A 23,573-nucleotide genomic window follows, 5' to 3' on the forward strand; every position below is an offset into this window, starting at 1 on the left:
TCAGCGGTGGCGGGCGTGGTGGGCCTCGCCTGGCGGGAGCGGGTCGAAGCCGCACTCCTGGTAGGTCCACCAGCCGCTCGGGTGCGGCTCCCGGGTGGCCAGGGACTCGTCCCAGTGGACGAGCAGCAGCCGGGCGGCGGACTCCAGGCCGGTGACCCCCGGCCCCCGCACCCGCTCCGGGTCCGCATCCAGACCTACCGCCGACTCCGGGGTGATCCACAGCCGGTGCGCCTGTCTGTCCACCACGACCACGACCTCGTCGTGGTCTGCCCTCCGGGAGACCGGGGTGCCCTCGCTCGCCAGCTTGCTGACGAACAGCTCGACCGCGTCACGTCCGTCGCCGCCCATGGGCGTCAGTCCTGGTCCGGGCCGGGCGGCGAGCCGGCGGCGCGCTCCAGCAGCGGGGTCATCCGGTGGTCGACGAACCGGCGCAACGCCAGGTTCGTGTCGGTGCGCTGGACACCGGGGATGGTCAGCACCTGCTCGCTGATCCGCCACAGGTCATCGGCATCGACGGCGACCACCTGCACGAGCAGGTCGGCGACCCCGGACAGCCCGGTGACCTCCAGCACCTCCGGGATCTGGGCGAGCGCGTCGCTGACCTCGGCCAGGCTGCGCTGCACCACCTGCACGGTCACGTAGGCGCCGAGCCGGTAGCCCAGCGCCTCGGGGCGGACCCGGCGCTCGAACGGGTCCAGTGCGCCGCTGGACTCCAGCCGGGCCAGCCGGGCCTGCACGGTGTTGCGGGCCAGCCCGAGCTGCTGCGACAGAGCCAGCACCGTGGCACGCGGGTCCACCGAGAGGGCGAGGAGCAGGCGCGCATCAGTGGCGTCCAGTGCGTCCCCGGATCCGGCCATGATGCTCAGTCTGACACGGGAGGAGCCAGCCAGACTGATCAACCTGCTCAGTTGCCCGATCGAGTGTTGCGCAGATCGATCGAAGGGTGATCTGCTCCGCGGGACGGCCCGACGTGCCACCATGTGTGAGTGGTGCCACACCCCGGCGCCGCAGGACGTCCACCGACCGGTGGCCGGTGACCCCGGCGCCCGGCGACGGCGAGGAGACAGCATGACGGCGCTGCAGCACACCACCGAGGTGGTCGACCCGGTACCCGGGGCCGACGCCCCCCACCTGCCCGGTCAGCCCGACCTGGTCCAGTTGCTGACACCCGAGGGCGAGCGGGTGGAGCACCCCGACTACTCCCTGGACATCACCGACGAGGAGTTGCGCGGCCTCTACCGCGACCTGGCCCTCGTCCGGCGCTGGGACGTCGAGGCCACCGCGCTGCAGCGGCAGGGGGAGCTGGGCATCTGGGCGTCCCTGCTGGGCCAGGAAGCCGCCCAGGTCGGTGCCGGCCGGGCGCTGGCCGCTGACGACATGGCCTTCCCCACCTACCGCGAGCACGGGGTCGCCTGGACCCGCGGCGTGGACCCGCTGCACGTGATGAGCCTGTTCCGGGGCGTCGACATGGGCGGCTGGGACCCGGTCGCCACCCGCTTCAACCTCTACACCGTCGTCATCGGTGCCCAGTGCCTGCACGCGACCGGCTACGCGATGGGCCTGCAGCGGGACGGCGCGGAGAGCGCCACCCTGGCCTTCCTCGGCGACGGCGCCACCAGTCAGGGCGAGGTGAACGAGGCGCTGATCTGGGCCTCGTCGTACGCCGCGCCGGTCGTCTTCTTCTGCCAGAACAACCAGTACGCGATCAGCGTGCCGATCGAGCGCCAGTCGCGGGCGCCGCTGTTCCACCGGGCAGCCGGGTTCGGCTTCCCCGGCGTCCGGGTCGACGGCAACGACGTCCTCGCCGTGCTGGCCGTGACCCGCGCGGCGCTCGCCGCCGCCCGCGAGGGCCAGGGCCCCACCTTGATCGAGGCGTTCACTTACCGCATGGGCGCGCACACCTCCTCCGACGACCCGAGCCGCTACCGGCTGGCCAGTGAGCTGGAGGAGTGGAAGCTGCGCGACCCGATCGCCCGGCTCAAGGCCTACCTGTCCCGGTCGGGGAAGGCGGACGCCGCCTTCTTCACCGGCGTGGACGCCGAGGGTGACGAGCTGGCCGCCCGGCTTCGCAAGGGCACCATCGAGATGCCCGACCCGGCCGGCACCGAGATCTTCGACCACGTCTACGCCGAGCAGACCCCGCACCTGGCCGCCCAGCGCGCCGAGTTCGTGGCGTACCACGAGTCCTTCGAGGGAGGCCACCAGTGACCGAGACGCTGACCATCGGCAAAGCCCTCAACCTGGGGCTCCGTAAGGCGCTGGAGGACGACGCCAAGGTCATGCTCATGGGCGAGGACATCGGCAAGCTCGGCGGGGTCTTCCGGATCACCGACGGGCTGCAGAAGGACTTCGGCGAGGACCGCGTCGTCGACACCCCGCTCGCGGAGGCCGGCATCCTCGGCACCGCGGTGGGCCTGACGATGCGTGGCTACCGGCCGGTCTGCGAGATCCAGTTCGACGGGTTCGTCTTCCCCGCCTACAACCAGATCGTCACCCAGGTGGCCAAGATCCACGCCCGCTCCCGCGGCAAGCTGCCCATGCCGATCGTCATCCGCATCCCGTTCGGTGGCGGCATCGGCGCGGTCGAGCACCACAGCGAGAGCCCGGAGGCGTACTTCGCGCACACCGCGGGCCTCAAGGTGGTCGCCGTGTCCAACCCGGTCGACGCCTACTGGGGCATCCAGCAGGCCATCGCCCATCCCGACCCGATCGTCTTCCTGGAGCCCAAGCGGCGGTACTGGGAGAAGGCCAAGGTCGACCGGGACGCCACCCCGGAGCCGCTGTTCGCCTCCCGGGTGGTCCGCGGCGGCGACGACCTCACGCTGCTGGCCTACGGGCCGATGGTGAAGACGGCGCTGCAGGCTGCCCAGGCGGCTGCCGACGAGGGCCGCTCGCTGGAGGTCGTCGACCTGCGCACCATCTCCCCGCTGGACCTCGAGCCGGTGTACGAGTCGGTGCGCCGGACCGGTCGCTGCGTCGTCGTCCACGAGGCGCCGCTGACCCTGGGGCTGGGCGCGGAGATCGCCGCCCGCGTCACCGAGACCTGCTTCCACTCCCTGGAGGCACCGGTGCTGCGGGTCGGCGGGTACGACACCCCGTACCCGCCGTCCAAGCTGGAGGAGGAGTACCTCCCTGACCTGGACCGGGTGCTCGACGCCGTCGACCGGTCGATGGGGTTCTGAGCAATGACATCTCCGAGCGCGCCGCATCTGCGCCAGTTCAAGCTGCCCGACGTCGGCGAGGGCCTCACCGAGGGTGAGATCCTGTCCTGGCTGGTGGCCGTGGGCGACACCGTCACTGTCAACCAGCCGCTGTGCGAGGTGGAGACGGCCAAGGCCGCCGTCGAGCTGCCCAGCCCGTTCGCCGGCACGGTGACCGAGCTGCTGTACGAGGTGGGGACGACGGTCGACGTCGGCGCACCGATCATCACCATCGACATCGGCGGGGAGGGTGGGGTCAGCGCCGCCGGTGATGCCCCGTCGACCGGCCAGCCCGCCGCCGAGCCCGTCGGGACCGGGCTGATCGGCGAGCAGAACGCGAACGGCCGCACCTCGGTGCTGGTCGGCTACGGGCCGCGGAACACCGAGGCCACCCGCCGCCCGCGCCGTTCGGGGGCCGCCGTGGCCGCCCGGGCCACCGCGCCCGTGCTGCCGGAGGCCGACTACGGCTCCGGGTCCCAGCGGCCGCCGTTGCTGGCGACCGCGCCGGACATCACCACCAAGCCGATCCGGCACGGCGGACTGGAGACCGGCCGGGCCGCCGAGGCGCACGCCGCCGCGGAGCCCGTCGCGACCGCGCCGCCGTCCCGGGCCAGCCGGCCCGGTGCGGGCGCGCTGCGCCCGCTGGCCAAGCCGCCGGTGCGCAAGTACGCCAAGGACCTCGGCATCGACCTGACCTCGGTCGAGGGCACCGGCGAGGGCGGGGTCATCACCCGCGCCGACGTCGACGCCGCCGCCACGGGTGCTTCCGGTACCGAAAGCACCCTGGCTGGGCGCGCTTTCGGTACCGAAAGCCCCGAGGCGGGGGCGACGGAGACGCGGATCCCGATCAAGGGTGTCCGCAAGCACACCGCCGCGGCGATGGTGGCCAGCGCGTTCACCGCGCCGCACGTCACCGAGTTCCTCACCGTCGACGTCACCCGGATGATGAAGCTGCGCACCCGGCTCGCGGCCCGCCCGGAGCTGGTCGGGGTCAAGGTCAGCCCGCTGCTGTTCGTCGCCCGGGCGGTGCTTCTCGCCGCGCGCCGGCACCCGATGGTCAACAGCTCCTGGGACGAGGCCGCCCAGGAGATCGTGGTCAAGCACCAGGTGAACCTGGGCATCGCCGCCGCCACGCCGCGCGGGCTCGTCGTCCCGAACGTGAAGGACGCCGGCCGGCTGACCCTCGCCGAGCTGGCCGGGGCGCTGGGCGACCTGACCGCCACCGCGCGGGAGGGCCGCACGCCGCCCGCGGCCATGTCCGGCGGCACGATCACGATCACCAACGTGGGGGTGTTCGGCGTGGACACCGGGACGCCGATCCTCAACCCCGGCGAGTCGGCGATCCTGGCCTTCGGTGCGATCCGCGAGATGCCCTGGGTGCACGGGGGTGGGAAGGGCGGGAAGAAGAAGGTGGTCGCGCGGCAGGTGACGCAGCTGGCGCTGTCCTTCGACCACCGGATCATCGACGGCGAGCTCGGGTCCCGGTTCCTGGCCGACGTCGGCGCGCTGCTGCACGACCCGGGAACCGCCTGGACCTTCTGAGCCAGGTCGGGTGGAGGACGATGTGCGGGACGCAATCTTCTGGGGCATGTCCGGTACATGACTGAAGCAATCCCCTTGCGGGCGCTCGCGCTCGTGTGCAGCCCTCACACCGTCTCCCGCCGCGTCGAGCAGCGACCTGATGGCCCGTCAGGTCCTCGACGCCCTCGGCCAGCACGGCATCACCGATGACGTCGTGCGGGTGGTCGACCACGACGTCAAGCCCGGCGTCGAGATCGACATGGGGGACGGCGATGCCTGGCCGTCGATCCGGCAGCAGCTGCTCGCCGCAGACATCCTGCTCGTCGCCACCCCGACGTGGGTCGGCCACATGAGCAGTGTCGCCCAGCGGGTGGTGGAGCGGCTGGACGCGGAGATCTCCGAGACCGACGACGAGGGGCGGTCGGTCATCTCCGGCAAGGTCGCGGTGGTCGGCAACGAGGACGGCGCCCACATGATCACCGCGGACCTGATGCAGGCGCTGGACGACGTCGGGTTCTCCCTGCCCGCACAGAGGGCGACCTACTGGAACGGCGAGGCGATGCACGGCACCGACTGCAACGACCTGGACGAGACCCCGGACGCCGTGGCGTCCACGACCGCAACGCTGGCCGCGAACGCCGCACACCTGGCCCGGCTGCCCAAGTCCTCGCCGTACCCATCCGCTTCCTGACCCCCGCGGCCGCGCCGCCGAGGGAGTGCTCCGAGCGTTACTCCCATTCCGAACGGTCAGTCGGCGTCGAGGTCGGCAGCCACCATGCCGGCGATCTGGGCCAGGACCGTCTCGTCGTCGCTGCTGACGGTGACCTCGGTGCCCTGCTTCGCGCCCAGCGTCATGATCATCAGCGGGGACCCGGCGTCGACCGGTGCCCCGCCCGGGCCGGCCAGCGTGACTGGGACGCCGGACTTGCCGACTGCTTCCGCGATGAGCGCGGCCGGACGGGCGTGCAGGCCGACGGAGGACCCGACGGTGACGGTCTTGCTGGGCATGGGTCCCTGCTTCCTCGTAGACGGTTCGAGTGTCAGCTTGCCGGTCAGGCGACGGCCGTGCCTGCCGGGCGGGCCGGGGTCACGCTGTGGGCGTGGGCGAGGTCGACGGCGTCCTCGGGGACGGCGTCGGCCTTCGTGCGGCCGATGCTCTTGGCGACCGTCACCGCGACCCCGCCGACGACCGTCCCGGCGATCAGGGCGATCACGAACATCAGGATGCCGGTGATGGCGAACAGGACGAAGATCCCGCCGTGCGGGGCGCGGAGCTCCACGCCGCTGGCGGCCACGATCGCCCCGGTGGTCGCCCCGCCGAGCATCATCGACGGGATCACGCGCAGCGGGTCGGCCGCCGCGAAGGGGATGGCGCCCTCAGAGATGAACGAGAGCCCCAACAGCCAGGCGGCCTTGCCGTTGTCCCGCTCGGCGGGGGTGTACAGCTTCGGCCGGATGGCGGTGGACAGCGCCATGGCCAGCGGAGGCACCATGCCGGCCGCCATGACCGTGGCCATGATGACCAGCGAGCCGCGGCCGGCGTCGGCGGTCAGCCCGGTGGTGGCGAAGACGTAGGCCGCCTTGTTGACCGGGCCGCCGAGGTCGAAGCTCATCATCAGGCCCAGGATGAGCCCGAGCAGCAGCGCCGAGCTGCCGGTGAGGCCGTTGAGGAACTCGGTCAGGCCGCTGAGCGCCTTGGCCAGGGGCCGGCCGAGCAGCGCGGCCATGATGCCGCTGGAGATCAGCGTGGCCAACAGCGGGATGATCACCACGGGCTGCAGGCCGCGTGCGAAGGCCGGCAGCTTCCACCGGCTGATCCACAGCGCCGCGAAGCCGGCGATGATGCCGCCGACCAGGCCGCCCAGGAAGCCCGCGCCCACGGTCAGCGACACGGCGCCAACTACGAAGCCGGGGACGATGCCGGGCCGGTCGGCGATGGCGTAGGCGATGTAGCCGGCCAGCGCCGGGACGAGGAAGCCGAAGGCCGCCTGGCCGAGCACGGTGCACAACGCGCCGATGTAGCCCAGGAACCCGTCGTTGAGATGGTCGACACCGGGCGCACTGGGCAGGTTGAAGAAGGTGTTGTTCAGCATCCAGTTCGCGGCGTAGCTCAGGCCGTCCGCCGCCGGGTCGGCGTTGACGATCTTGTACCCGCCGAACAGGAAGCCGAGCGCGATGAGCAGTCCACCAGCGGCGACGAACGGGATCATGTAGCTGACGCCGGTGAGCAACCAGCGGCGGACCTCCGAGCCTGTGCTGGGGCGGTCGCCACTCAGGGCGGCGACGGTGCCGTCGGCCCCGGTGCCCGGCACGCGACGGGCGTTCGGGTCGTCCGCGGCGGCCAGCGCCTCACGGATCATCACCTCGGGCTCGTTCATCGCGCGCTTGGTGCCGGACTGGACCAGTGGCTTGCCGGCGAACCGGTCCCGGTCCTTGACTCCGACGTCGACGGCGAAGATGACCGCGGCGGCCTTGCTGATGACCGAGGGATCCAGGGGCGTGGAGCCCGAGGAGCCCTGGGTCTCCACGTGCAGATCGACGCCCATGTCGCGGGCGGCGGCGGAGAGCTTGTCGGCCGCCATGTAGGTGTGCGCGATGCCGGTCGGGCAGGCGCTGACCGCAACCACGGTGCGCCGCTCGCCGCCGGCGGCAGCCGGGGCGGACGCCGCGGGAGCGGAAACTGCGGGAGCGGAAACTGCGGTGGCGCCGGCGGGGGACTCGGCCGGGGAGACGACGTCCTGGACGAGGCCGACGATCTCCTCCGGAGTGCGCGCGGCGCGCAGCAAGGCGACGAACTCCGGGCGCACCAGCGCGCGGGCCAGCGCGGTCAGCAGGGTGAGGTGGTCGGCGTCCCCGTGCTCGGGGGCGGCGATCAGGAAGGCCAGGTCGGCCGGGCCGTCCGGCGCGCCGAAGTCCACCGGCGGGGAGAGCCGGGCGAAGCCGAGCGAGGCCTCGGTGACCGCGGCCGACCGGCAGTGTGGGATGGCGATCCCCCCGGGGAGCCCGGTGGCTGCCTTCGCCTCGCGCGCCATGGCGTCGGCGTGCAGCGCATCCGCGCCGGTGGCCCGGCCGGCCGCGGCCACGAGGCCCGCCAGCCGCGCGACGACGGCGCTCTTGTCTCGGCCGAGGTCGGCGTCGAGCGCCACCAGCTCGGGTGTGATGAGTGCGGACATGGACGGCTCTCCCTGGGGTGGGTGGGTCAGCGGGCGTCGGGACCGGCGACCGGGCGGGCGCCGACGGGAACAGGAGTGGTGCGGGGCAAGCCGGGCACGACGGGGACGGCGGCCGGGTCGGCCTGGTCGGGGCGGGGCACCGCGGAGCCGGGCAGCGCGGCACTGGCCGATCCGTAGGCAACGGCGTTCTGGAGGCGGGCGGCGGGCTCGGCCCCGGCCAGGTGGGCGAGGAGGTACCCCGCCAGGCTGCTGTCCCCGGCGCCCACGGTGCTGCGCACGGTGACCCGCGGCGGCTGGGCGGACCACAGGCCGCCGTCGGCGGTGGACAGCCACGCACCGCCGGCGCCCAGCGTCAGCAGTACGTCGGCCACGCCGCGTGCGTGCAGGCTGCCCACCGCGTCGAGGAGGGCGGCGGGGTCGCCGCTGAGCTCCTCCTCGGAACGGCCGGCGAGCTGGGCCAGCTCCTCGGTGTTGGGCTTGAGCAGGTCCGGGGCGGCGCCCCCGGCGGCCAGCAGGGCCAGGAGGGGCGCCTCGGAGGTGTCGACGGCGATCCGGGCGCCGGTGTCGCGCAGCGACCGGACCAGCGTGGCGTACCAGTCGACCGGCGTGCCGGGCGGCAGGGAGCCGGAGAGCACGACCCAGGCGGCGCCGGCGGCGTGCTCGCGGACGGCGGCCTCCAGCGCACGCCGGGCCTCGTCGTCCAGCGGGGCGCCGGGCTCGTTGAGCTTGGTGGTGGTGCCGTCGGGCTCGGTGAGCGTGTAGTTCGTGCGCACCGGCGAGACGATGGGCACCGTCGCCAGCCGCAGTCCCAGCCCGTGCAGGGCCGACAGGACGGGATCGTCGGCGCCGGCCGGGAGGACCGACACGACGTCGACGCCGGCGGCGGCGACCGCGCGCGCGACGTTGACGCCCTTGCCGCCGGGCTCGGTGCTGCTGACCCCCAGTCGTGCCACGCTGCCGCGCTCCAGCGGACCGGGCAGCACCAGGGTGCGGTCCAGGCTCGGGTTGGCGGTGAGCGTGACGACGCTGCCCCGCGCCGGCATCGGGGACGTCCCGGTCATGCGACCAGCACCTCGACTCCTCGTCGTTCGAGTTCGGCGATCAGGTCGGGGTCCGCGTCGCCGTCGGTGACGAGGACGTCGACGTCCTCGACGGCCGCGAAGCGGACCAGGTGCTCGCGGCCGAGCTTGGAGCTGTCGGCCAGGACGACGACGCGCTGCCCGGCGCGGACCATGGCCCGCTTGACGGCCGCTTCGCGGTCGTCGGGGGTGGAGAAGCCGTGCCCGGCGCTGATCCCGTTCGTGCCGAGGAAGACGACGTCGACCCGCAGGTCGGCCAGCTCTCGGATGGTTACCTCGCCGACCGCGGTCTGGGTGATGCCGCGGACGCGGCCGCCGAGGACGTGCAGCTCCACGCCGGGCGACGCCGACAGGCGCGCGGCGAGGGGCACCGAGTTGGTGGCCGCCAGCAGGTGCCGGTCGCCGGGGAGCACCTCGGCCAGCGCGGCGGTCGTGCTGCCGCCGTCCAGCACCAGGCTGCCGTTGCGGCCGGGCACCAGGTCGAGGGCCGCGGCGGCGATCCTGCGCTTCTGCTCGGTGCGGGTGCCGTCCCGCTCGCCGAGCCCGGGCTCGACGACGGTGAAGGCGCCGGTCGGCACGGCGCCGCCGTGCACGCGCCGGAGCATCCCCGCCCGCTCCAGGACAGCGAGGTCGCGGCGGACGGTCTCGGGGGTGACCCCGAAGCGCTCGGCGACCGCGGTCACGGCCACCCGGCCGCGGTGGGTGACCAGCCCGGCGATGGCCTGCTGGCGTTCTTCTGCGTACACGGGGACCTCCCGGCGGCGGGGTCGACGATGCCCGATGGTGTGGGAATCGGTTTGTATTGTGTTGTTTTACGTCCGTTCGGTTGACAAGTCAAGACGAATTCATGACTCTGGTCACCGAGCGCACGGCCAACGACGACCCGCGCTCGCTTCCGCTCCGAACGACCCCCAGTCGGCCGCCGCACACCGCCGGCCAGGGTCCGAGTCAGACAGCGAGGCACGCCATGTCGTCCACCCCCCTCCGGACCGGTACGCCGGTCCCGCTCGCCGGCCCGACCGTGCTCATCGGCACGCCGGTGGTGCCGGGGGTCGTCCTGGGCCCGGTCGTGCGTCCCAGTGGCGCCGTCCAGCTGCCGGACGGCGACTCGGCCGAGGTGCCCGCGGCCGACCGGGGCGCCGAGAAGGATCGGTTCGTCGCGGCGGCGAGCGTCGTCGCCGACCGGCTCGCCGCCCGGGCGGCGGCCGCCACCGGGGTGAGTGCCGAGGTCCTCTCCACCACCGCCGGTCTGGCCAGGGACCGGGGCCTGCTGTCCGCGGTGGAGCAGCGGATCGACGCCGGCTCGTCGGCCGCGGTCTCCGCGGTCGCCGCCGCCGAGCAGTTCGTGGGCCTGTTCACCAGCCTCGGCGGGCTGATGGCCGAGCGGGTCACCGACGTCCGGGACATCCGGGACCGGATCGTCGCCGAGCTCACCGGCCAGGGCGAGCCGGGCGTGCCGACCCCCGACGCGCCCTCGGTGCTCCTGGCCGACGACCTGGCGCCGGCCGACACGGCCGGACTGGACCCCGCACGGATCATCGCGCTGGCGACCCGGCTGGGCGGCGCCACCAGCCACACCGCGATCATCGCCCGCCAGCTCGGGCTGCCGTGCGTGGTCGGGGTGGGCGGGCTCGCCGACGTCCCGGCCGGGGCGCTGGTGCTGGTGGACGGCGAGCAGGGCACCGTGACCGTCGACCCCGAGCCGGCTGCGGCGCAGCAGCGGGTGGCCGCCGCGCAGGCGGCCGCGGCGGCCCTGGCCGGATACCGCGGGCCCGGGACGACGCAGGACGGGCACCCGGTGCAGGTCCTCGCCAACGTCCAGGACGGCCCCGGTGCCCGCGCCGCCGCCGCGGCGCAGGCCGAGGGCGTCGGCCTGCTGCGCACCGAGCTCGCGTTCTTCGGCCGTACCCAGGAGCCCTCGGTCGAGGAGCAGGCGCAGATCTATGCCGCGGTGTTCGACGCCTTTCCGGGCGCCAAGGTGGTGCTCCGCACGCTCGACGCCGGGTCGGACAAGCCGCTGGCCTTCGCCACCCCCCCGGACGAGGCCAACCCGGCGCTGGGTGTGCGGGGACTCCGCGTCGCGCGCCGCGACCCCGGGCTGCTCACCCGCCAGCTCGACGCGGTCGCCCAGGCGGCCCGGGCGACCGCGTCGGCGCCGTGGGTGATGGCGCCCATGGTGTCCACCGTCGCCGAGGCCGCCGAGTTCGCCGCCCTGGTGCGCGAGCGCGGGTTGGTGCCCGGCGTGATGGTCGAGGTGCCCTCCGTGGCGCTGCTGGCCGACCGCTTCCTCGAGCATCTGGACTTCCTGTCCATCGGGACCAACGACCTGTCCCAGTACACGTTCGCCGCCGACCGGCTCTCCGCCGAGCTGGCCGACCTCACCGACCCGTGGCAGCCCGCACTACTCGCCTTGGTGCAGGCCGCAGCCGCGGCGGGGCAGCGGGCCGGCAAGCCGGTGGGCGTGTGCGGCGAGGCCGCGGCCGACCCGCTGCTGGCCTGCGTGCTCGTCGGCCTGGGCATCTCGTCGCTGTCCTGTGCGGCCTCCTCGGTGGCCGGCGTGGGCGCCCGGCTGGCGACCGTGGACCTGGCCACCTGTCAGCGCGCCGCGGAGGTGGCGCTGGCCGCTGACGACCCGCAGGCCGCCCGGGCCGCCGTCCGGGCCGTGCTCGCGGGCTGACCAGGAGGCCGGCTCGGCGCCGGCGCCGCGTTGCACGCCCTTCCGCTGCGTTGCGCTTCCTGCACCGCGTGCAACGCGCCCCGTCGGCGTGCAACGCGGCTCGCCCGCTGGTCGCGACGGCCCCTCCGGCCGGAGACTGAGCCGCGACACGCTGGCGACGATTGTGGGGGTCGTCACCCGCAAGGGTGATGAGACCTTCGGCGACTTCGGCGACACACCCTGTGTTCCGATGGAATAATCATCGTTGCGCCTGCTTTACTACGGGCGTAACACCGACAAGCGGCAACCCGGAAGAAGGCAGTGACATGAGCAGCGTGACCTCCAGCTGGCGAGAGCGTCGGCAGGCGGCGCGTACCCGGCGGGCCCTGGACCTCGCCGTGGCCCGCAGCAGCAGCCCCGCTATGCGCGATGACCTGCTGACCCTCTCCAACAGCAGCCAGTTCACCAACGCGCTGCGCTGACCCGGCGCCGTCCGCCTGCTCGGCGGACGCACTCCGGACGACACTCGACCCCGGCCTCCCTGTGGAGCCCGGGGTCGTCTGCTGTCCGGGAACGTCTGCTGTGAGGGACGGAGGTCGATGGGCGCGGTTGTCCCCCGCAGGGGGTGGACGGGGCTACGACCCGGTCCAGCCCGCGGATCGCCCTGCCGATGCCGATCCCATGAGCACGCAGGAGGCGGCACCGAGCCGCGGCGGCGTCCAGCGGACGGCGCCGTCGGCGGCGACCGCGCGCGAGACGTCCTCGGCCACCACGGCCGGGCTGTTGCGCTACGTGCGCGAGCACGGCGGCTCGGATGCCGTCGAGGAGACGATCCGCCGGGCCGGCGTGCCGCACACCGCCGCCCAGCTCGTGGACTCGGCCAACTGGACCAGTTACGACACCCGGATCAGGCTGTTCACCGCCGCCACCGAGGTGCTCGGCGACCCGCGGACCATGTTCCAGGTCGGGGCCACGGCGCTCGCCTAGGGAATGTCGCCCTCCGTCGTCCTCGTCGTCCGGGCGATGGGCTCACCACTCCAGGTCTTCCGCCAGCTCCCGGGCGCGGTGCTGAAGTTCTCCACCACCTCCACGATGGAGGTCCTGGAGTTCGGTGCCACGTATGCCACGGTCACCCTGACCGTGCACGAGGGGTATCCGCACTCCCGGCTGGACTGCCAGTACGCGCAGGGGCTGCTGACCTCGGTGACGTCGGTGTTCGGGCTCCCGCCGGCCCGCATCGTGCACGACGAGTGCGAGTCCGACGGGCACCCGACGTGCCTGTACCGCCTGACCTGGGCGCCCCGGTCGCGGCTGCCGTGGCGCCGCCGGCGCCGGGCCACCGCCGCTGTGGAGCTCACCGCCCTGCGCGGGCAGGTCCGGGCGCCACGTCGCCTCCGCGCGCCGGCAGCACGGCCGGCTGGCCGCCGTCTACCGGTCCGACCTGCGCCAGATGGGCGACGAGGGCTTCGTCCTGGCCGCCTACGCCGGACACGCCGCCGCCGCGCTGGACCTGCTGATGGCCCTAGAGGAGACCCGACTGCAGGCGCGCCGGTCGGCCGCCCTGCTCGAGCTCGCGCACGAACTGGCCGGCTCTGTCGACGCCGCCGCGGTCTGCGACGTCGTCGCCGCTGCCCTGCCGCGGGTCGTCGGCTGCACCAGTGCCTCGGTGATGGTGTGGGACCCGGCGACCGGTTGCCTGCAGGGTCATTCGGCCGTGGGGCTGGACGCCGAGCGCCGTGCGCTGTTCCTCGGCACCCCGCTGCATGCCGAGGCCACCCCGGAGTTGGTCGGGATGCTCACCGACGGGGAACCGCGCTTCCTCTCCGCCGACACGGCCAGCCCGAACGTGCAGCTGCTGCTCGAGGCGCTGACCCTCGCCGACGTCGTCGCGCTCCCGCTGCAGGCCGCCGGCACGTTCCTGGGCGTCGCCACTGCCAGCTGGGAGAGCGGAGAGGCGCCGGCCGAGCTGGACGGCGACGTCCTCGCCCGGCTGCGCGGTGTCGGTGACCAGGCCGCCACCGCGCTGCAGAACGCCCGCCTGTTCGCCACCGTGCGCCACCAGGCCACCCATGACGCGCTGACCGGTCTGCCCAACCGGGTGCTGTTCACCGACACGCTCGACACCCGGCTGGCCGGCACTGGACCGGAGGAGTGGCTGGCGGTCCTGTTCTGCGACCTGGACCGGTTCAAGCAGGTCAACGACACGCTGGGGCACGCGGCCGGCGACGAGCTGCTGCGGCAGGTCGCCGCCCGGCTCCGGGCTGTCGTGCGGCCCCAGGACACCGTCGGCCGGCTGAGCGGCGACGAGTTCGCGCTGGTGCTGCCGGGCCTGTCCGGGCCGGCGGACGCCGGGGAGTTCGTCGACCGGGTGCGCGGCTGCTTCGCCGATCCGTTCCGCATCGAGGGGCGCGACGTGACCGTCTACACGAGCGTCGGGATGGCGGTCAGCGCGGGACCGGACAGCACGGGCGAGGAACTGCTGCGGGCGGCCGACGACTCGATGTACGAGGACAAGCAGCTCGCAGCCGACCACGCGGTGGTCGGCTGATTCAGTTCCGCAGCCGCGCCTTGAGCGCGGCCTGCTCGTTGGCGCCGAAGCCGTGCTCGGTCAGCCAGCCGACTCCTCCGCCGTGCTGCTCCTCGAGCACCTCCATCACCCGGCGCATCGACTCCGCCCGCGGGGTGTGGCTGGCGGCGTCCCGGCGGGCCATGTCCTCGGCGTAGGTCGGGCTGGCGGCCAGCAGGGCCACCACGGCGTCGATCGCCTCCGCGCTCTGCGCGTAGTCGGCGACGATCGCGTCGGTCTCGACGTCGGCGACCGCCAGGGCCAGCGCGCAGACCACCCCGGTCCGGTCCTTGCCCGCGGCGCAGTGCACGACCGCGGCCCCGGGGCCGCCGGCGGCCAGCGCCCGGAGCGCGGCCAGCACGTTGTCCGCGCCGTCCACCAGGTACCCCAGGTAGGACCGGACGGCGGGCGGCTCGTCCTCGGCACCCGGGGCGGTCGCGCGCGGCAGCACCGACTCGGCCCAGTCGGCCGGCAGGCCGGCGCGAACCTGCTCGTCGTCCTCCTCGACGGCGAACACGTCGGTGCGCTGCCCCCGCTCGGGCAGCAGGGTGAAGTGCCGGTGGGTCACCGTGGGCACCGCGCGCAGCGGGCCGCGGCCCTCCAGGAGGACCTCGGCGGTGGTGCGCAGGTCGATGACGTCCTGAAGCCCCAACTCGTCGACCAGTCGGTGGACGTCCCCCGGGGTGAGGGTCTGCAGGTTGGCGCTGCGCAGCACCCGGCCGTACTGTGTCCGACCCCCGTCCCGGGTGGGCAGCCCGCCGAGGTCGCGGGTGTTCGTCGTCCCCTCGAGGGCGATCCAGCGGTCGGTGCGGGTGACTGTCACGCGCTCGACCGTACGACGTCCGGCCCGCCGGGTCAGGTGGAGGCCAGCAGCGCGTCGCACACGGCGAGCAGCCGGGCCCGCAGCGCCGCACCCCGGTCGGCGAACCGTCGCTGCGCGGCCACGTATGCCGCCTTGCCTGCGGCGGTCTCGATCGGCACCGGCGAGTAGCCGTGCTCGCGCAGGTCGTAGGGGGAGGCCCGCATGTCCAGCTCCCGCACCTCGACCGCGAGCGCGAAGCAGTCGGCCACCAGCTCGCCGGGGCAGGCCGGGCCCAGCTTGTAGGCCCACTTGTAGAGGTCCATCGTGGCGTGCAGACAGCCCGGCTGCTCCAGCTGCGCCTGGGTGTCCCGGGTGGGCTGCAGCGTGTTGAGCGGGCGGGCGCGCGGGGTGAAGAACCGGAACGCGTCGATGTGGCTGCACTGCACCCGGTGGGCGTCGACGACCTCGGCCGTGCCGGCCACGCCCAGGCGCAACGGCACGGCCTCGTGCCGGACGGCGCCGTCCTCGGGGCAGTAGGCCATCGCCCACTCGTGCAGCCCGAAGCAGCCGAAGGAGGCCGGCCGCCCGGCGGTGGCCCGAAGCAGGCCGGCCATCCAGACGACCGCGTCCCGCCGCCGGCCCAGGAACGCCGGGACGTCGAGGGCCACCCCTGTGTGCTGCCCGTCGCCGACCGCGACCTCGGTGTGGAACGGCCAGGCCAGCCGCTCGCGGGCGACCTCGCCCAGGAGCACCTCGCCGGGGGCGGGGTGCCAACGGCGCAGCCGGCCGGGGGGATGTGAGTAGTAGGTGAACAGGAAGTCCAGCACCGGGTGCGCGCGGCCCTCCCGGCGGCGCTCCTGGTGCGGACCCACCCACGCCACCACCCGCTCCTCGTGGGCGGTCTGCCGCGTCATCCACTCCGCCTCGGGAAGCACCCGGAGGTCGGCGGTCGGGGCGGTGGGCACCGGCCCAGGGTAGGAGGGCGCCCGCCCCCCAGGGCTCAGGAGGCGATGCACCCGGCTGGCCCGCGACCTCTCCCGCGCCGTTCCGGGGGTCGGACCTCGCTCAGGTGTTCCCGGGCCGGGCCACGCTGTCCTCGCACTGGGCGTCGTCGTCCGTGGTCAACACGGTGTCGGCGGCACCCTTGTCGGCCACGTCGTCGCCGGTCTTCCCGTCGATGAGGTTGGCCTCGGTGTCTGCGGTGTTCGCGGACTCGTGATGGCCGGTGGGCTGGGGCTCGCTCATGGGGTCTCCTCGGGTGGGGTGGGTCCTGTGCCCCATGCCCGGCGTCCCACCTGCTCACGCCTGCCGATCGGCATCCCCGGGCGGGACCTCGGAAGGCGGCCTCGTCCACCTCCATCAGGCGTTGTCGGTGTTCGCCACGATCGACCGGTCCGAGGTCAGCCGGGGCAGGACCTGGGTGCAGAAGAAGCGGGTGGCAACCAGCTTGCCCTCGTAATAGTGCCGATCGGGCTCGCTCGCCTCGCCGGCCAAGGCGGTCAGCGCCACCTCGGACTGGCGCACCAGCAGCCAGCCGGTGACGAGGTCGCCGGTGGCCAGCAGCGGGCGAGAGGTGTTCTGGGCGACCTTGTAGAGGTTGGCGGAGTCTTCCTGGGCGGCCATCGCGTGGCCGAACATCACCGCCAGCATCGCCTGGACGTCGCTCAGTGCGGTCGCCAGCAGTGTGCGCTCCTCCTTGAGCCGCCCGGTCCCGGCCAGCGGCCCCTCGGCCAGCCGGCGCACCTCCGCCAGCACCCCGCGGGCGGTCTCGGCGTCTATCTGCTCGAAGGGGCCGGTGCCGAACCGGTCCTTGGTGCTCTGGAACTCGAACAGGTTGAACTCGAGGTCGCGCAGGTCGGCGGTGTAGTGGCTCATGCAGCGGAACTCCCGTGGAGGACCCGGAACGAGCTCTTACTCGTCGGTAACAAACGTTGTTACCGACGGGTGACCAGAGCAAGCTCCGCGTCGTCGACTCGCCCGGGAGGGGGGCGCCATCCGGAGGTCAGTCCGTGCTGGCCTGCTTGCCGTGCGCGTCCGGCTCGGTCTCCGGCGGCGGGAAGACCGGCCCGGCCATCCCGTCGGCGCCGTCGTCGCCGGGCGGTGCGGAGACCTCGCCGCCCAGCGGGGCGACGTCGCGGTCCGGGGCGGGGTCGGTGCGGTCCTCGGTGCTCATCCGCTGAGTCTGCTGCGCGCCGGGGCCAGCGGCGACCCGGTGTTCACTCCTCGAGCGCCGGGCCGGCCTGGTGCCGGGGGTGACCGTGGGTGCGTCCGCGCTGCTTCATCCGGGCCTCGAGCACGTGCCGGTCTCCGTCGGAGAGCTGGTCGTGGGCGTGGGCGTCGGCGGCGCGGAAGGCCGCCCAGTACGAGGCGTCGAAGTCCTCGACCACCTGGAAGGTCCACCGGTCGGCGATGACGTTGCGGCCGACGAGATCCCGGTCCAGCTGCTCGGCCAGCTCGGGGTGCCCGGCGTCCCGGAGCTGCTGGACGGCGTCCTGGAGCAGGCGGTCGGCCTTGCCGGTCAGCTGGTGGAAGCCGTAGAGCAGACCGCGGGCCTGCTCGACGGTTTCCAAGGCTTCGGAGAGGCTGCCCAGCGCGGTCACGGTGTCGTCGTCGAGGTCGGGGCGGCTGCGGTCACTCACCGGTCCATCGTGCGGCCGGCGCCGGTGTCCCGCTCAGCCGTGCTGCCGGCTGGGAGGAGGTGCCGTGCGGAGGAGGGGTCAGCGCGCGGCCGCGACGGCGTAGTCGATGAGCTTCTCGGCCAGGTCGCGCCCGTGGGAGGCGGGACCGTCGGGGCCCAGCAGGCCGCCGGAGAGGTACATGCCGTCGATGATCAGGTGGATCTGCGCGGCGAGATCCTCACCTCGGCCGGGGACCAGCTCGCCGGCCAGGAACAGCAGGCGCATGTGCAGCTCGTACTTGTAGTCCGCGGCAGCGCTGCGGGCCGGGTGCTGCGGGTCGTCGTACTCGCTGCTGACGTTGGTGAACGGGCAGCCGCGGAAGCCGGTGCGGGTGACGTCCTTCTCGACCGCGTCGACCACCGAGAGCAGCGCGGCCCGCGGGTCGCCCTCCAGCCGGATGAGCTCGGCGTCGAAGCAGCTGAGCACGGTGGCCGCCTTGCGGGAGAGGTAGGCGCCGACGAGGTCGTCCTTGCTCTTGAAGAGCCGGTAGACCGTCATCTTTCCCAGGCCGGTCTCGCGGACCAGTTCGTCCATTCCCACGCTGCGCGAGCTGCGTGCGGAGAACAGCCGCTCCGCGGTGTCCAGGACGATCTCCTGCCGCTCGGCGCGGGAGCGGCGGAGCGGCGCCGGACCGTCATCGGCGGAGTGCAGGGGGAGGGCTGCGGCAGTCACGGGAGGGATCGTGCAGCACGCCGTGACGGAGCAGTTCGCGGCACGCCGAGGCGCCTACCCGATTGCTCTGTGTCACTGGGATGTGGGGTGCATCCCGGGACGACGGGGGTGCGTGGTGCGGGTGTGACAGCGCTGCGTGACCAGCGGGACGACCGCGGCGGGCCCCGCCGACCTGCCCAGGGGCAGGTGTGGCGGGTGTGCCCGCTGCGGTGCGAGGGTCAGGCCCGGCGGACGCGGCGGGGGTTGGCCAGCATGCGGGCGACGGGCGTGCGCTCGGCCTGCGCCTCGTCGGACTCGTGCCCGCGTACGGCGTCGTGCTCGACCTGCTTGGTGTCCTCGGTGTTCTGCATGAGGCCAGCTTCCCCTCCGTCACCGATCGGGAAACAGGCCCGGAACGGGTGATCCCCTTTCGGGGGTGAGACGTCGCTCACTCGCACAGCGTTGTCACCGGGCGCGGCCCGCGCCCGCAGCCGACCCGCGGGGGGAGGATGGCCCCGACCGCCCCGCGGTCGCCGGAAGGACGAGCGCCATGCCGATCGACCCACGCCGCACCTCGATGCGTCCGCCGACCGCGCCGCCGCGGCACCCCCGCCCGGTCGAGCCGGACTCGGACGCCGCGGAGTCACCGGCTGATCGCCCATCATTGCCGGTCGGCCAGGGCGAGCCGGCCGGACCGGCGGCACCGGACGACCGCGCGGACTGAGCTCCGCGCCGCCGGGCTGGAAACGGTCAGACCCCGGTGACCCGGTCCTCCGGGTCGACGGCCGACGCATCGTCGGGGCCCTCGGCGGGCTGGTCCGGGTGGGGGGTGCGCCCGGTCCCCTCCGCGTCGCGGGAGGGACCTCCGCCGTCGGGCTGGTCCACGTCGCTGGCACGCTGCGGTGCGCTCTCGGTCATGTCCCCGCCGTGCCCCGCGAGGGGCGTGGGCAACCGTCGGACCTCAGCCGACCGGGACGGCCCGGGGCAGCCGTGGCAGCAGCGCCTGCACGGTCCCGTCGTCCGGAAGTGCGCCCCGTGCCCCGGCCCCGGTCGTCGAGGACGCCGCTGCGGCCACGGCGTACCGGACTGCCTCCGCCGGCCCGGCACTCCGGGCGAGGAACTGGGCCAGCGCTCCGCAGAAGCAGTCGCCGGCGCCGGTGGTGTCGACCGGCTGGACGGCCGGCGGCGCCTGCAGCAGCGCGTTCCCCTCGGCCGGCACGAGCAGGGCACCCCGGGCGCCCAGGGTGACCACCACCGAGCCCGCGCCCAGGCCGCGGGCCAGCCGGGCGAGCTCGGCGGGGCTGCGCTCGCCCTCGGCCGCGCCGGCCAGCCGGACCAGTTCGTGCTCGTTGGGCACCAGGACGTCGACCAGCCCGAGCAGCTCCGCCGGCAGCGGTTGCGGCGGCGCCGGGTTGAGCACGACGATGCCGCCGGCGGCACCCGCGGCGGCCAGGACCGTCTCCAGGGGCGTCTCCAGCTGGAGCAGCACCACCGTGGCCCGCCGCACCTCGGCCACGTCGACGTCCGCCGGTGTGAGGACGCCGTTCGCGCCGGGGACCACCACGATGAGGTTCTCTCCGCCGTCCGCCTCGACCGGAATGGTGGCGGTGCCGGTCAGCTCGCCGGGTGTGGCCAGCAGTCGGTCGACGTCCACGCCGACCGCGACCAGTGCCGCCCGTTGCCGGTCGCCGGCCGGATCGGCACCGACCCGGCCCACCATCGCCACCCCGCCGCCGAGCCGACCCGCAGCCGCGGCCTGGTTGGCCCCCTTCCCGCCGGGCGCGGTGCGAACCGCCGAGCCGACCACCGTTTCCCCGCGGCCGGGCAGCCGGTCGACCGTGACCAGTACGTCCTCGTTGAGACTGCCGACGACGGTGACGGACACGGGGACCTCCGGGTGCGAGGGAGCGGGGCCCCAGCAGTACCAGACGCGCTCCCCGAGAAGTAGTGTCCACCCCGTGGCGGACCCCTCGGCGCGGGTGCGCAACGACCCGGCCCAGTACGACGACCTGACCGACCAGTGGTGGGAGCCGGCCGGCGGGTTCGCGATGCTGCACTGGCTCGCCGCCTCCCGGGCAGGGCACGTGCCGCCCGCTCCGGGTCCCGGCGCCGTCCTCGTCGACCTGGCCTGCGGCGGCGGGCTGATGGCCCCGCACGTGGCCCGGCTCGGCTACCGGCACGTAGGGATCGACCTCGGCGCGGCCGGGCTGGCGCTGGCCCGGACGCACGGCGTGGCGGTGGTGCGCGGCTCCGTGCTGGACGTCCCGCTGGCCGACGGGTGCGCCGACGTCGTGGTCGCCGGGGAGATCCTCGAGCACGTCGCCGACGACGCACGCGTGCTCGCCGAGTGCGCGCGGCTGCTGCGGCCAGGCGGGACACTGGTCATCGACGCGATCGCCGCGACCCGGCTGGCCGGGCTGGTCGCAGTGCGGATCGGGGAACGCCTCCCCGGCGGCCCGCCGCCGGGGATCCACGACCCCGCGCTGTTCGTCGACCGGGCGGCGCTGGTGGCGACCGCCGACCGGGTCGGGCTGGACCTGCGCCTGGTCGGGCTGCGGCCCTCGCTCCGGGACACGCTGGCGTGGCGGCGGGGTCGTCGCTCCGGCGTGCGCATGCGGCCGACCCGCTACACCGGGGTGCTCTTCGCCGGGTACGGCCGCAAACGGCCGACCGCGGTCCGGAGCGGCGAGCCGGACGCGGCGCACGTACCGTCGGGCGCATGAGCTACCCCGGCCTGCCCGCCCCGAACGTGCTGGTGACGCGCCCGTGACGGCGGCGGTCATCACCGGTGCCGGCCGGGCCCTGCCCGCGACCTACACGCAGGATTCGGTGTGGGAGGGGTTCTTCGCCCAGCACTACGCCGGGGTCCGGTCGGCCGAGCGGATCTTCAAGGCGACCGGCGTTCGCACCCGGCACGCCGTGGCCAACCCGGTCGACGAGGACCTGTCGAACTGGGGCACCGGCGCGCGCATGGAGCGCTACGTCACCGAGGCGCTGCCGCTGGGGAAGCAGGCCGTCGCCGGAGCGCTGGACGCCGCCGGCCTGGCCCCCGGAGACGTCGGCCTGTTCGCCGTGGCCACCTGCACCGGGTACGCGACCCCGGGCCTGGACATCCGGCTGGCCAGCGATCTGGGCATGCCGGTCGGCCTGCAACGCCTGCTGGTCGGGCACATGGGCTGCTATGCCGCCCTCCCGGGGCTGGGCGCGGTCACCGACTTCGTGACGGCCCGGTCCCGTCCGGCGGTGCTGCTCTGCTGCGAGCTGACCAGCTTGCACGTCCAGCCCGCCCAGCGGGACCTCGAGCAGGTGGTCGCGCACGCACTGTTCAGCGACGCGGCCGCCGCGGTCGTGGTCCAGCCGGGCGCCGGGCGCGGACGTCGGATGGCCGGCCTGGTGGCCCGCACCGACTCCTCGACCGCGGACCACATGACCTGGGACGTCACCGACCTGGGCTTCCGGATGGGGCTGTCCCCGCGGGTGCCCGACGTCCTGGCCCGGCACGTCGGCGAGGTCGTCGACGAGTTGCTCGCCGTCGCCGGCCTGCGTGTCGAGGACGTCGCGGGGTGGGCGGTGCACCCCGGCGGTCCCCGCATCCTCGACGTTATCCGGGACGAGCTCGGCCTGTCCGAGTTGCAGTTGGCCGCCTCCCGCCGGGTGCTCGCCGAGCACGGCAACTGCTCGTCGGCGACGGTACTGCTGGTGCTCGAGGAGCTCGCCGACGTCGACGGCCCGGTGGTGGCCCTGGCATTCGGCCCCGGGCTCACGCTGTACGCGGCGCTGCTGCTGCCGGCCTGAGAGCCGCGCAGCAACGCCTTCCTGCGCCCGATCGGCGGTCCTACGCTCGCGCCCACCGCTCGGCGGTGGCCGAGGAGGGGTCCCGTGGGCGGTGCCGGTCCGGTGCGGGTCTTCCTGCTGTGTTCCGACGAGGTCTTCCGCCGCGGCCTGACCAGCGTGCTGGGCGACGACCCGCACTTGATCGTGGTCGGCGAGGCGGGCGCTGCCGCGGAGGGGCTGGTCCGGGTGCCGGTCGTCCGCACCGACGTGGTGGTCCTGGACCTCCCGCTGGCCGGCGGGGCGGAGCTCTGCCGGCGGCTGCGCGCCGGCCTGCCCGGGCTGCGTTTCCTCCTGCTGTCCGCCGACGACGCCACCGCGGCCCAGGCGCCGCTGTAGGGGCCGGGGGTCTCCGGGCACTTGCGCAAGCCCGCGCGCGGCCGGACGCTGGCCGCGGCCGTGCACGTGGTGGCCGCCGGGCTCCCGTTGACCCCCGCCGGGCTCTCCGGCGTCGTGGAGCGCCGCCGATCCGAACCGGCCGGCGACCGACTGGCGGGCCTGACCGATCGGGAGCGTGCGGTGCTCCGGCTGATCGGTGAGGGTCTGACCAACCGGCAGATCGCCGAGCGGATGGGGCTCGCCGAGAAGACGGTGAAGAACTACACCTCGCACCTGTTGGCCAAGCTGGGACTCGAGCGGCGGACCCAGGCGGCCATCCTCGCCACCCGGCTGCGTGAGCCGGACCGGCGGGGGTGACCGGTCGGCGGAGCGGTCGGCCGCAGGTGGGGATGGGCGGGGTCAGGGCCCGGGCGGTCGGTGAGTGGGTCAGGCGCCCCAGGCGACCCGGCGTACCGCGGTCCGCGGGACGGCCGGCCGGAGCAGGGTCTTGCTCGCGGCGCCGACGACGACGAGGTCGGCGCCGCGCGCAGCTCCGGTGAGGGCGGCGAGCACGGTGGCGTCCAGGACGGCGGTCTGCACCTCGACGGTGCTGCCGGTCTCGGTGACCGCGAGCCCGACCCGCGCGTCCAGGGCGTCCCGGCGCTCGAGGCTGCCGTTGGGCACCTCGGTCACGGCGGCCACCACGACGGTCGCCTCCCGGCGGGCCGCCTCGCGCAGCGCCCAGATCAGCGCGGTGTACGCGGCCGGCGTCTCGTCGTCGACGACGAGCAGCCAGGGGTGAGGGCGCCGCAGCGGGACCGGCGCCGGGTGCGGTGTCGGGGCCACGGCGAGCCGTAGCGCGGGTTCCGGGCAGGCCGGAGCCGGTTCGGGGACGCCGGCCGCGGTGGACACGTCGCGCAGGACGGGGGTGTCGAGGTCCGGGGAGGTCCAGCCGCTGGGCATGTACAGATGGTCACCGGGTGACCGCCCAAGCGGGTAGAGGCCTAGGGCGTGTCTCCTGGATCATGTCGTGAGCCAGATGATCATGCTGGCGAGGACGATCCCGGCGCGGTAGTTGACGGCTTTCTTGTCGTAGCG

At 74.2% G+C, this 23,573-nt stretch carries 30 protein-coding genes; 12 read left to right on the forward strand and 18 right to left on the reverse strand.

Translation table 11 applies throughout. The annotated features are described in order from the left end of the window. Nucleotides 1-348 carry a hypothetical protein gene (locus BLW04_RS17245; RefSeq protein WP_091543961.1) on the reverse strand — a complete coding sequence of 116 codons (348 nt, stop codon included), beginning with the start codon at nucleotides 346-348 and terminating at the stop codon, nucleotides 1-3. A gap of 5 nt (nucleotides 349-353) precedes the next feature. Beyond that, nucleotides 354-857, reverse strand: a complete 504-nt coding sequence (locus tag BLW04_RS17250) for an Lrp/AsnC family transcriptional regulator (RefSeq protein WP_091543963.1) — start codon at nucleotides 855-857, stop codon at nucleotides 354-356. A 211-nt stretch (nucleotides 858-1,068) separates the two neighbouring features. On the opposite strand from BLW04_RS17250, the gene pdhA reads away from it, so the two are divergent. The 4 genes from pdhA (at nucleotide 1,069) to BLW04_RS17270 (ending at nucleotide 5,412) form a co-directional block, all read left to right on the forward strand. Beyond that, a complete protein-coding gene (gene pdhA / locus BLW04_RS17255; protein ID WP_091543967.1) occupies nucleotides 1,069-2,208 on the forward strand; it encodes a pyruvate dehydrogenase (acetyl-transferring) E1 component subunit alpha in 1,140 nt (379 codons plus the stop codon). After that, nucleotides 2,205-3,182 (forward strand): alpha-ketoacid dehydrogenase subunit beta, encoded by a 978-nt coding sequence (locus BLW04_RS17260; RefSeq protein WP_091543971.1) that lies wholly within the window; start codon nucleotides 2,205-2,207, stop codon nucleotides 3,180-3,182. Before pdhA ends, BLW04_RS17260 begins: the two co-directional genes overlap by 4 nt. A 3-nt stretch (nucleotides 3,183-3,185) precedes the next feature. Next, complete coding sequence (locus BLW04_RS17265) at nucleotides 3,186-4,742, forward strand: dihydrolipoamide acetyltransferase family protein (RefSeq protein WP_091543975.1); 1,557 nt, start codon at nucleotides 3,186-3,188, stop codon at nucleotides 4,740-4,742. Between the two features lie 139 nt (nucleotides 4,743-4,881). Beyond that, nucleotides 4,882-5,412, forward strand: a complete 531-nt coding sequence (locus BLW04_RS17270; RefSeq protein WP_139306884.1) for a flavodoxin family protein — start codon at nucleotides 4,882-4,884, stop codon at nucleotides 5,410-5,412. 56 nt (nucleotides 5,413-5,468) lie between these two features. Here BLW04_RS17270 and BLW04_RS17275 read toward each other — a convergent pair whose 3' ends face one another. From BLW04_RS17275 to BLW04_RS17290, 4 genes are read right to left on the reverse strand one after another with little or no spacing between them, the layout of a single operon-like run. After that, nucleotides 5,469-5,729: an HPr family phosphocarrier protein gene (locus tag BLW04_RS17275; protein WP_091543977.1), complete on the reverse strand. Its 261-nt coding sequence runs from the start codon at nucleotides 5,727-5,729 to the stop codon at nucleotides 5,469-5,471. A 44-nt stretch (nucleotides 5,730-5,773) separates the two neighbouring features. Continuing rightward, nucleotides 5,774-7,894 (reverse strand): PTS fructose transporter subunit IIABC, encoded by a 2,121-nt coding sequence (locus BLW04_RS17280; protein ID WP_091543979.1) that lies wholly within the window; start codon nucleotides 7,892-7,894, stop codon nucleotides 5,774-5,776. A gap of 26 nt (nucleotides 7,895-7,920) precedes the next feature. Further along, nucleotides 7,921-8,955, reverse strand: coding sequence for a 1-phosphofructokinase family hexose kinase (locus BLW04_RS17285; protein WP_254781718.1), 1,035 nt, complete (start codon nucleotides 8,953-8,955; stop codon nucleotides 7,921-7,923). Next, the gene (locus BLW04_RS17290; RefSeq protein ID WP_091543981.1) at nucleotides 8,952-9,719 is read right to left on the reverse strand and encodes a DeoR/GlpR family DNA-binding transcription regulator; all 768 of its coding nucleotides are present in this window, start codon (nucleotides 9,717-9,719) and stop codon (nucleotides 8,952-8,954) included. The genes BLW04_RS17285 and BLW04_RS17290 overlap by 4 nt, the downstream gene beginning before the upstream one ends. Before the next feature lie 221 nt (nucleotides 9,720-9,940). Here BLW04_RS17290 and BLW04_RS17295 point away from each other — a divergent pair, with 221 nt between their 5' ends. From BLW04_RS17295 to BLW04_RS28630, 3 genes are all read left to right on the forward strand, one after another. After that, on the forward strand, nucleotides 9,941-11,650 hold the full coding sequence (locus BLW04_RS17295; protein WP_091544017.1) for a putative PEP-binding protein: 1,710 nt from the start codon (nucleotides 9,941-9,943) through the stop codon (nucleotides 11,648-11,650). A 305-nt stretch (nucleotides 11,651-11,955) separates the two neighbouring features. Next, nucleotides 11,956-12,111, forward strand: a complete 156-nt coding sequence (locus BLW04_RS26850; protein ID WP_175484112.1) for a hypothetical protein — start codon at nucleotides 11,956-11,958, stop codon at nucleotides 12,109-12,111. A 199-nt stretch (nucleotides 12,112-12,310) separates the two neighbouring features. Further along, the gene (locus BLW04_RS28630; protein ID WP_254781719.1) at nucleotides 12,311-12,616 is read left to right on the forward strand and encodes a hypothetical protein; all 306 of its coding nucleotides are present in this window, start codon (nucleotides 12,311-12,313) and stop codon (nucleotides 12,614-12,616) included. On the opposite strand, the gene BLW04_RS29205 is transcribed toward BLW04_RS28630, so the two are convergent. After that, a complete protein-coding gene (locus tag BLW04_RS29205; RefSeq protein ID WP_256375490.1) occupies nucleotides 12,613-12,747 on the reverse strand; it encodes a hypothetical protein in 135 nt (44 codons plus the stop codon). The two genes, BLW04_RS28630 and BLW04_RS29205, sit on opposite strands and share 4 nt — an antisense overlap. 332 nt (nucleotides 12,748-13,079) lie before the next feature. On the opposite strand from BLW04_RS29205, the gene BLW04_RS28635 reads away from it, so the two are divergent. Beyond that, nucleotides 13,080-14,177 carry a GGDEF domain-containing protein gene (locus BLW04_RS28635; protein ID WP_254781720.1) on the forward strand — a complete coding sequence of 366 codons (1,098 nt, stop codon included), beginning with the start codon at nucleotides 13,080-13,082 and terminating at the stop codon, nucleotides 14,175-14,177. A gap of 1 nt (nucleotide 14,178) precedes the next feature. On the opposite strand, the gene BLW04_RS17305 is transcribed toward BLW04_RS28635, so the two are convergent. The 10 genes from BLW04_RS17305 to BLW04_RS17335 form a co-directional block, all read right to left on the reverse strand. After that, nucleotides 14,179-15,018 (reverse strand): tyrosine-protein phosphatase, encoded by an 840-nt coding sequence (locus BLW04_RS17305; protein WP_091543983.1) that lies wholly within the window; start codon nucleotides 15,016-15,018, stop codon nucleotides 14,179-14,181. Between the two features lie 32 nt (nucleotides 15,019-15,050). Next, nucleotides 15,051-15,962, reverse strand: a complete 912-nt coding sequence (locus BLW04_RS17310; RefSeq protein ID WP_175484113.1) for a 3-methyladenine DNA glycosylase — start codon at nucleotides 15,960-15,962, stop codon at nucleotides 15,051-15,053. Between the two features lie 100 nt (nucleotides 15,963-16,062). Continuing rightward, a complete protein-coding gene (locus tag BLW04_RS17315; protein WP_091544022.1) occupies nucleotides 16,063-16,242 on the reverse strand; it encodes a hypothetical protein in 180 nt (59 codons plus the stop codon). 114 nt (nucleotides 16,243-16,356) lie between these two features. Continuing rightward, the gene (locus BLW04_RS17320; protein ID WP_175484117.1) at nucleotides 16,357-16,872 is read right to left on the reverse strand and encodes an acyl-CoA dehydrogenase C-terminal domain-containing protein; all 516 of its coding nucleotides are present in this window, start codon (nucleotides 16,870-16,872) and stop codon (nucleotides 16,357-16,359) included. Nucleotides 16,873-16,999: 127 nt separating this feature from the next. Next, the gene (locus BLW04_RS26855) at nucleotides 17,000-17,170 is read right to left on the reverse strand and encodes a hypothetical protein (RefSeq protein ID WP_175484114.1); all 171 of its coding nucleotides are present in this window, start codon (nucleotides 17,168-17,170) and stop codon (nucleotides 17,000-17,002) included. A gap of 43 nt (nucleotides 17,171-17,213) precedes the next feature. Beyond that, nucleotides 17,214-17,636: a hypothetical protein gene (locus tag BLW04_RS17325; RefSeq protein WP_091543986.1), complete on the reverse strand. Its 423-nt coding sequence runs from the start codon at nucleotides 17,634-17,636 to the stop codon at nucleotides 17,214-17,216. 78 nt (nucleotides 17,637-17,714) lie between these two features. Next, complete coding sequence (locus tag BLW04_RS17330) at nucleotides 17,715-18,347, reverse strand: TetR/AcrR family transcriptional regulator (protein WP_091543990.1); 633 nt, start codon at nucleotides 18,345-18,347, stop codon at nucleotides 17,715-17,717. 218 nt (nucleotides 18,348-18,565) lie between these two features. Further along, nucleotides 18,566-18,697 (reverse strand): hypothetical protein, encoded by a 132-nt coding sequence (locus tag BLW04_RS29210; protein ID WP_256375491.1) that lies wholly within the window; start codon nucleotides 18,695-18,697, stop codon nucleotides 18,566-18,568. A gap of 379 nt (nucleotides 18,698-19,076) precedes the next feature. Continuing rightward, nucleotides 19,077-19,277 carry a hypothetical protein gene (locus tag BLW04_RS26030; RefSeq protein WP_139306885.1) on the reverse strand — a complete coding sequence of 67 codons (201 nt, stop codon included), beginning with the start codon at nucleotides 19,275-19,277 and terminating at the stop codon, nucleotides 19,077-19,079. A gap of 10 nt (nucleotides 19,278-19,287) precedes the next feature. Further along, the gene (locus tag BLW04_RS17335) at nucleotides 19,288-20,211 is read right to left on the reverse strand and encodes a ribokinase (protein WP_091543992.1); all 924 of its coding nucleotides are present in this window, start codon (nucleotides 20,209-20,211) and stop codon (nucleotides 19,288-19,290) included. Between the two features lie 73 nt (nucleotides 20,212-20,284). Between BLW04_RS17335 and BLW04_RS17340 the strand changes: the two genes are divergently transcribed. From BLW04_RS17340 to BLW04_RS28645, 4 genes are all read left to right on the forward strand, one after another. Beyond that, a complete protein-coding gene (locus tag BLW04_RS17340; protein WP_254781721.1) occupies nucleotides 20,285-21,049 on the forward strand; it encodes a methyltransferase domain-containing protein in 765 nt (254 codons plus the stop codon). Between the two features lie 43 nt (nucleotides 21,050-21,092). After that, entirely contained in the window at nucleotides 21,093-22,121 is a 1,029-nt protein-coding gene (locus BLW04_RS17345) for a type III polyketide synthase (RefSeq protein WP_091543995.1), read from the forward strand. 84 nt (nucleotides 22,122-22,205) lie between these two features. After that, on the forward strand, nucleotides 22,206-22,496 hold the full coding sequence (locus BLW04_RS28640) for a response regulator (protein ID WP_254781722.1): 291 nt from the start codon (nucleotides 22,206-22,208) through the stop codon (nucleotides 22,494-22,496). Between the two features lie 21 nt (nucleotides 22,497-22,517). Beyond that, entirely contained in the window at nucleotides 22,518-22,853 is a 336-nt protein-coding gene (locus BLW04_RS28645; RefSeq protein ID WP_254781723.1) for a response regulator transcription factor, read from the forward strand. A 69-nt stretch (nucleotides 22,854-22,922) separates the two neighbouring features. Here BLW04_RS28645 and BLW04_RS27620 read toward each other — a convergent pair whose 3' ends face one another. Next, nucleotides 22,923-23,438: a hypothetical protein gene (locus BLW04_RS27620; protein ID WP_091544000.1), complete on the reverse strand. Its 516-nt coding sequence runs from the start codon at nucleotides 23,436-23,438 to the stop codon at nucleotides 22,923-22,925. Nucleotides 23,439-23,573: the final 135 nt, after the last annotated feature.

This window comes from Modestobacter sp. DSM 44400, assembly GCF_900107175.1.
Classification (GTDB): Bacteria; Actinomycetota; Actinomycetes; order Mycobacteriales; family Geodermatophilaceae; genus Modestobacter.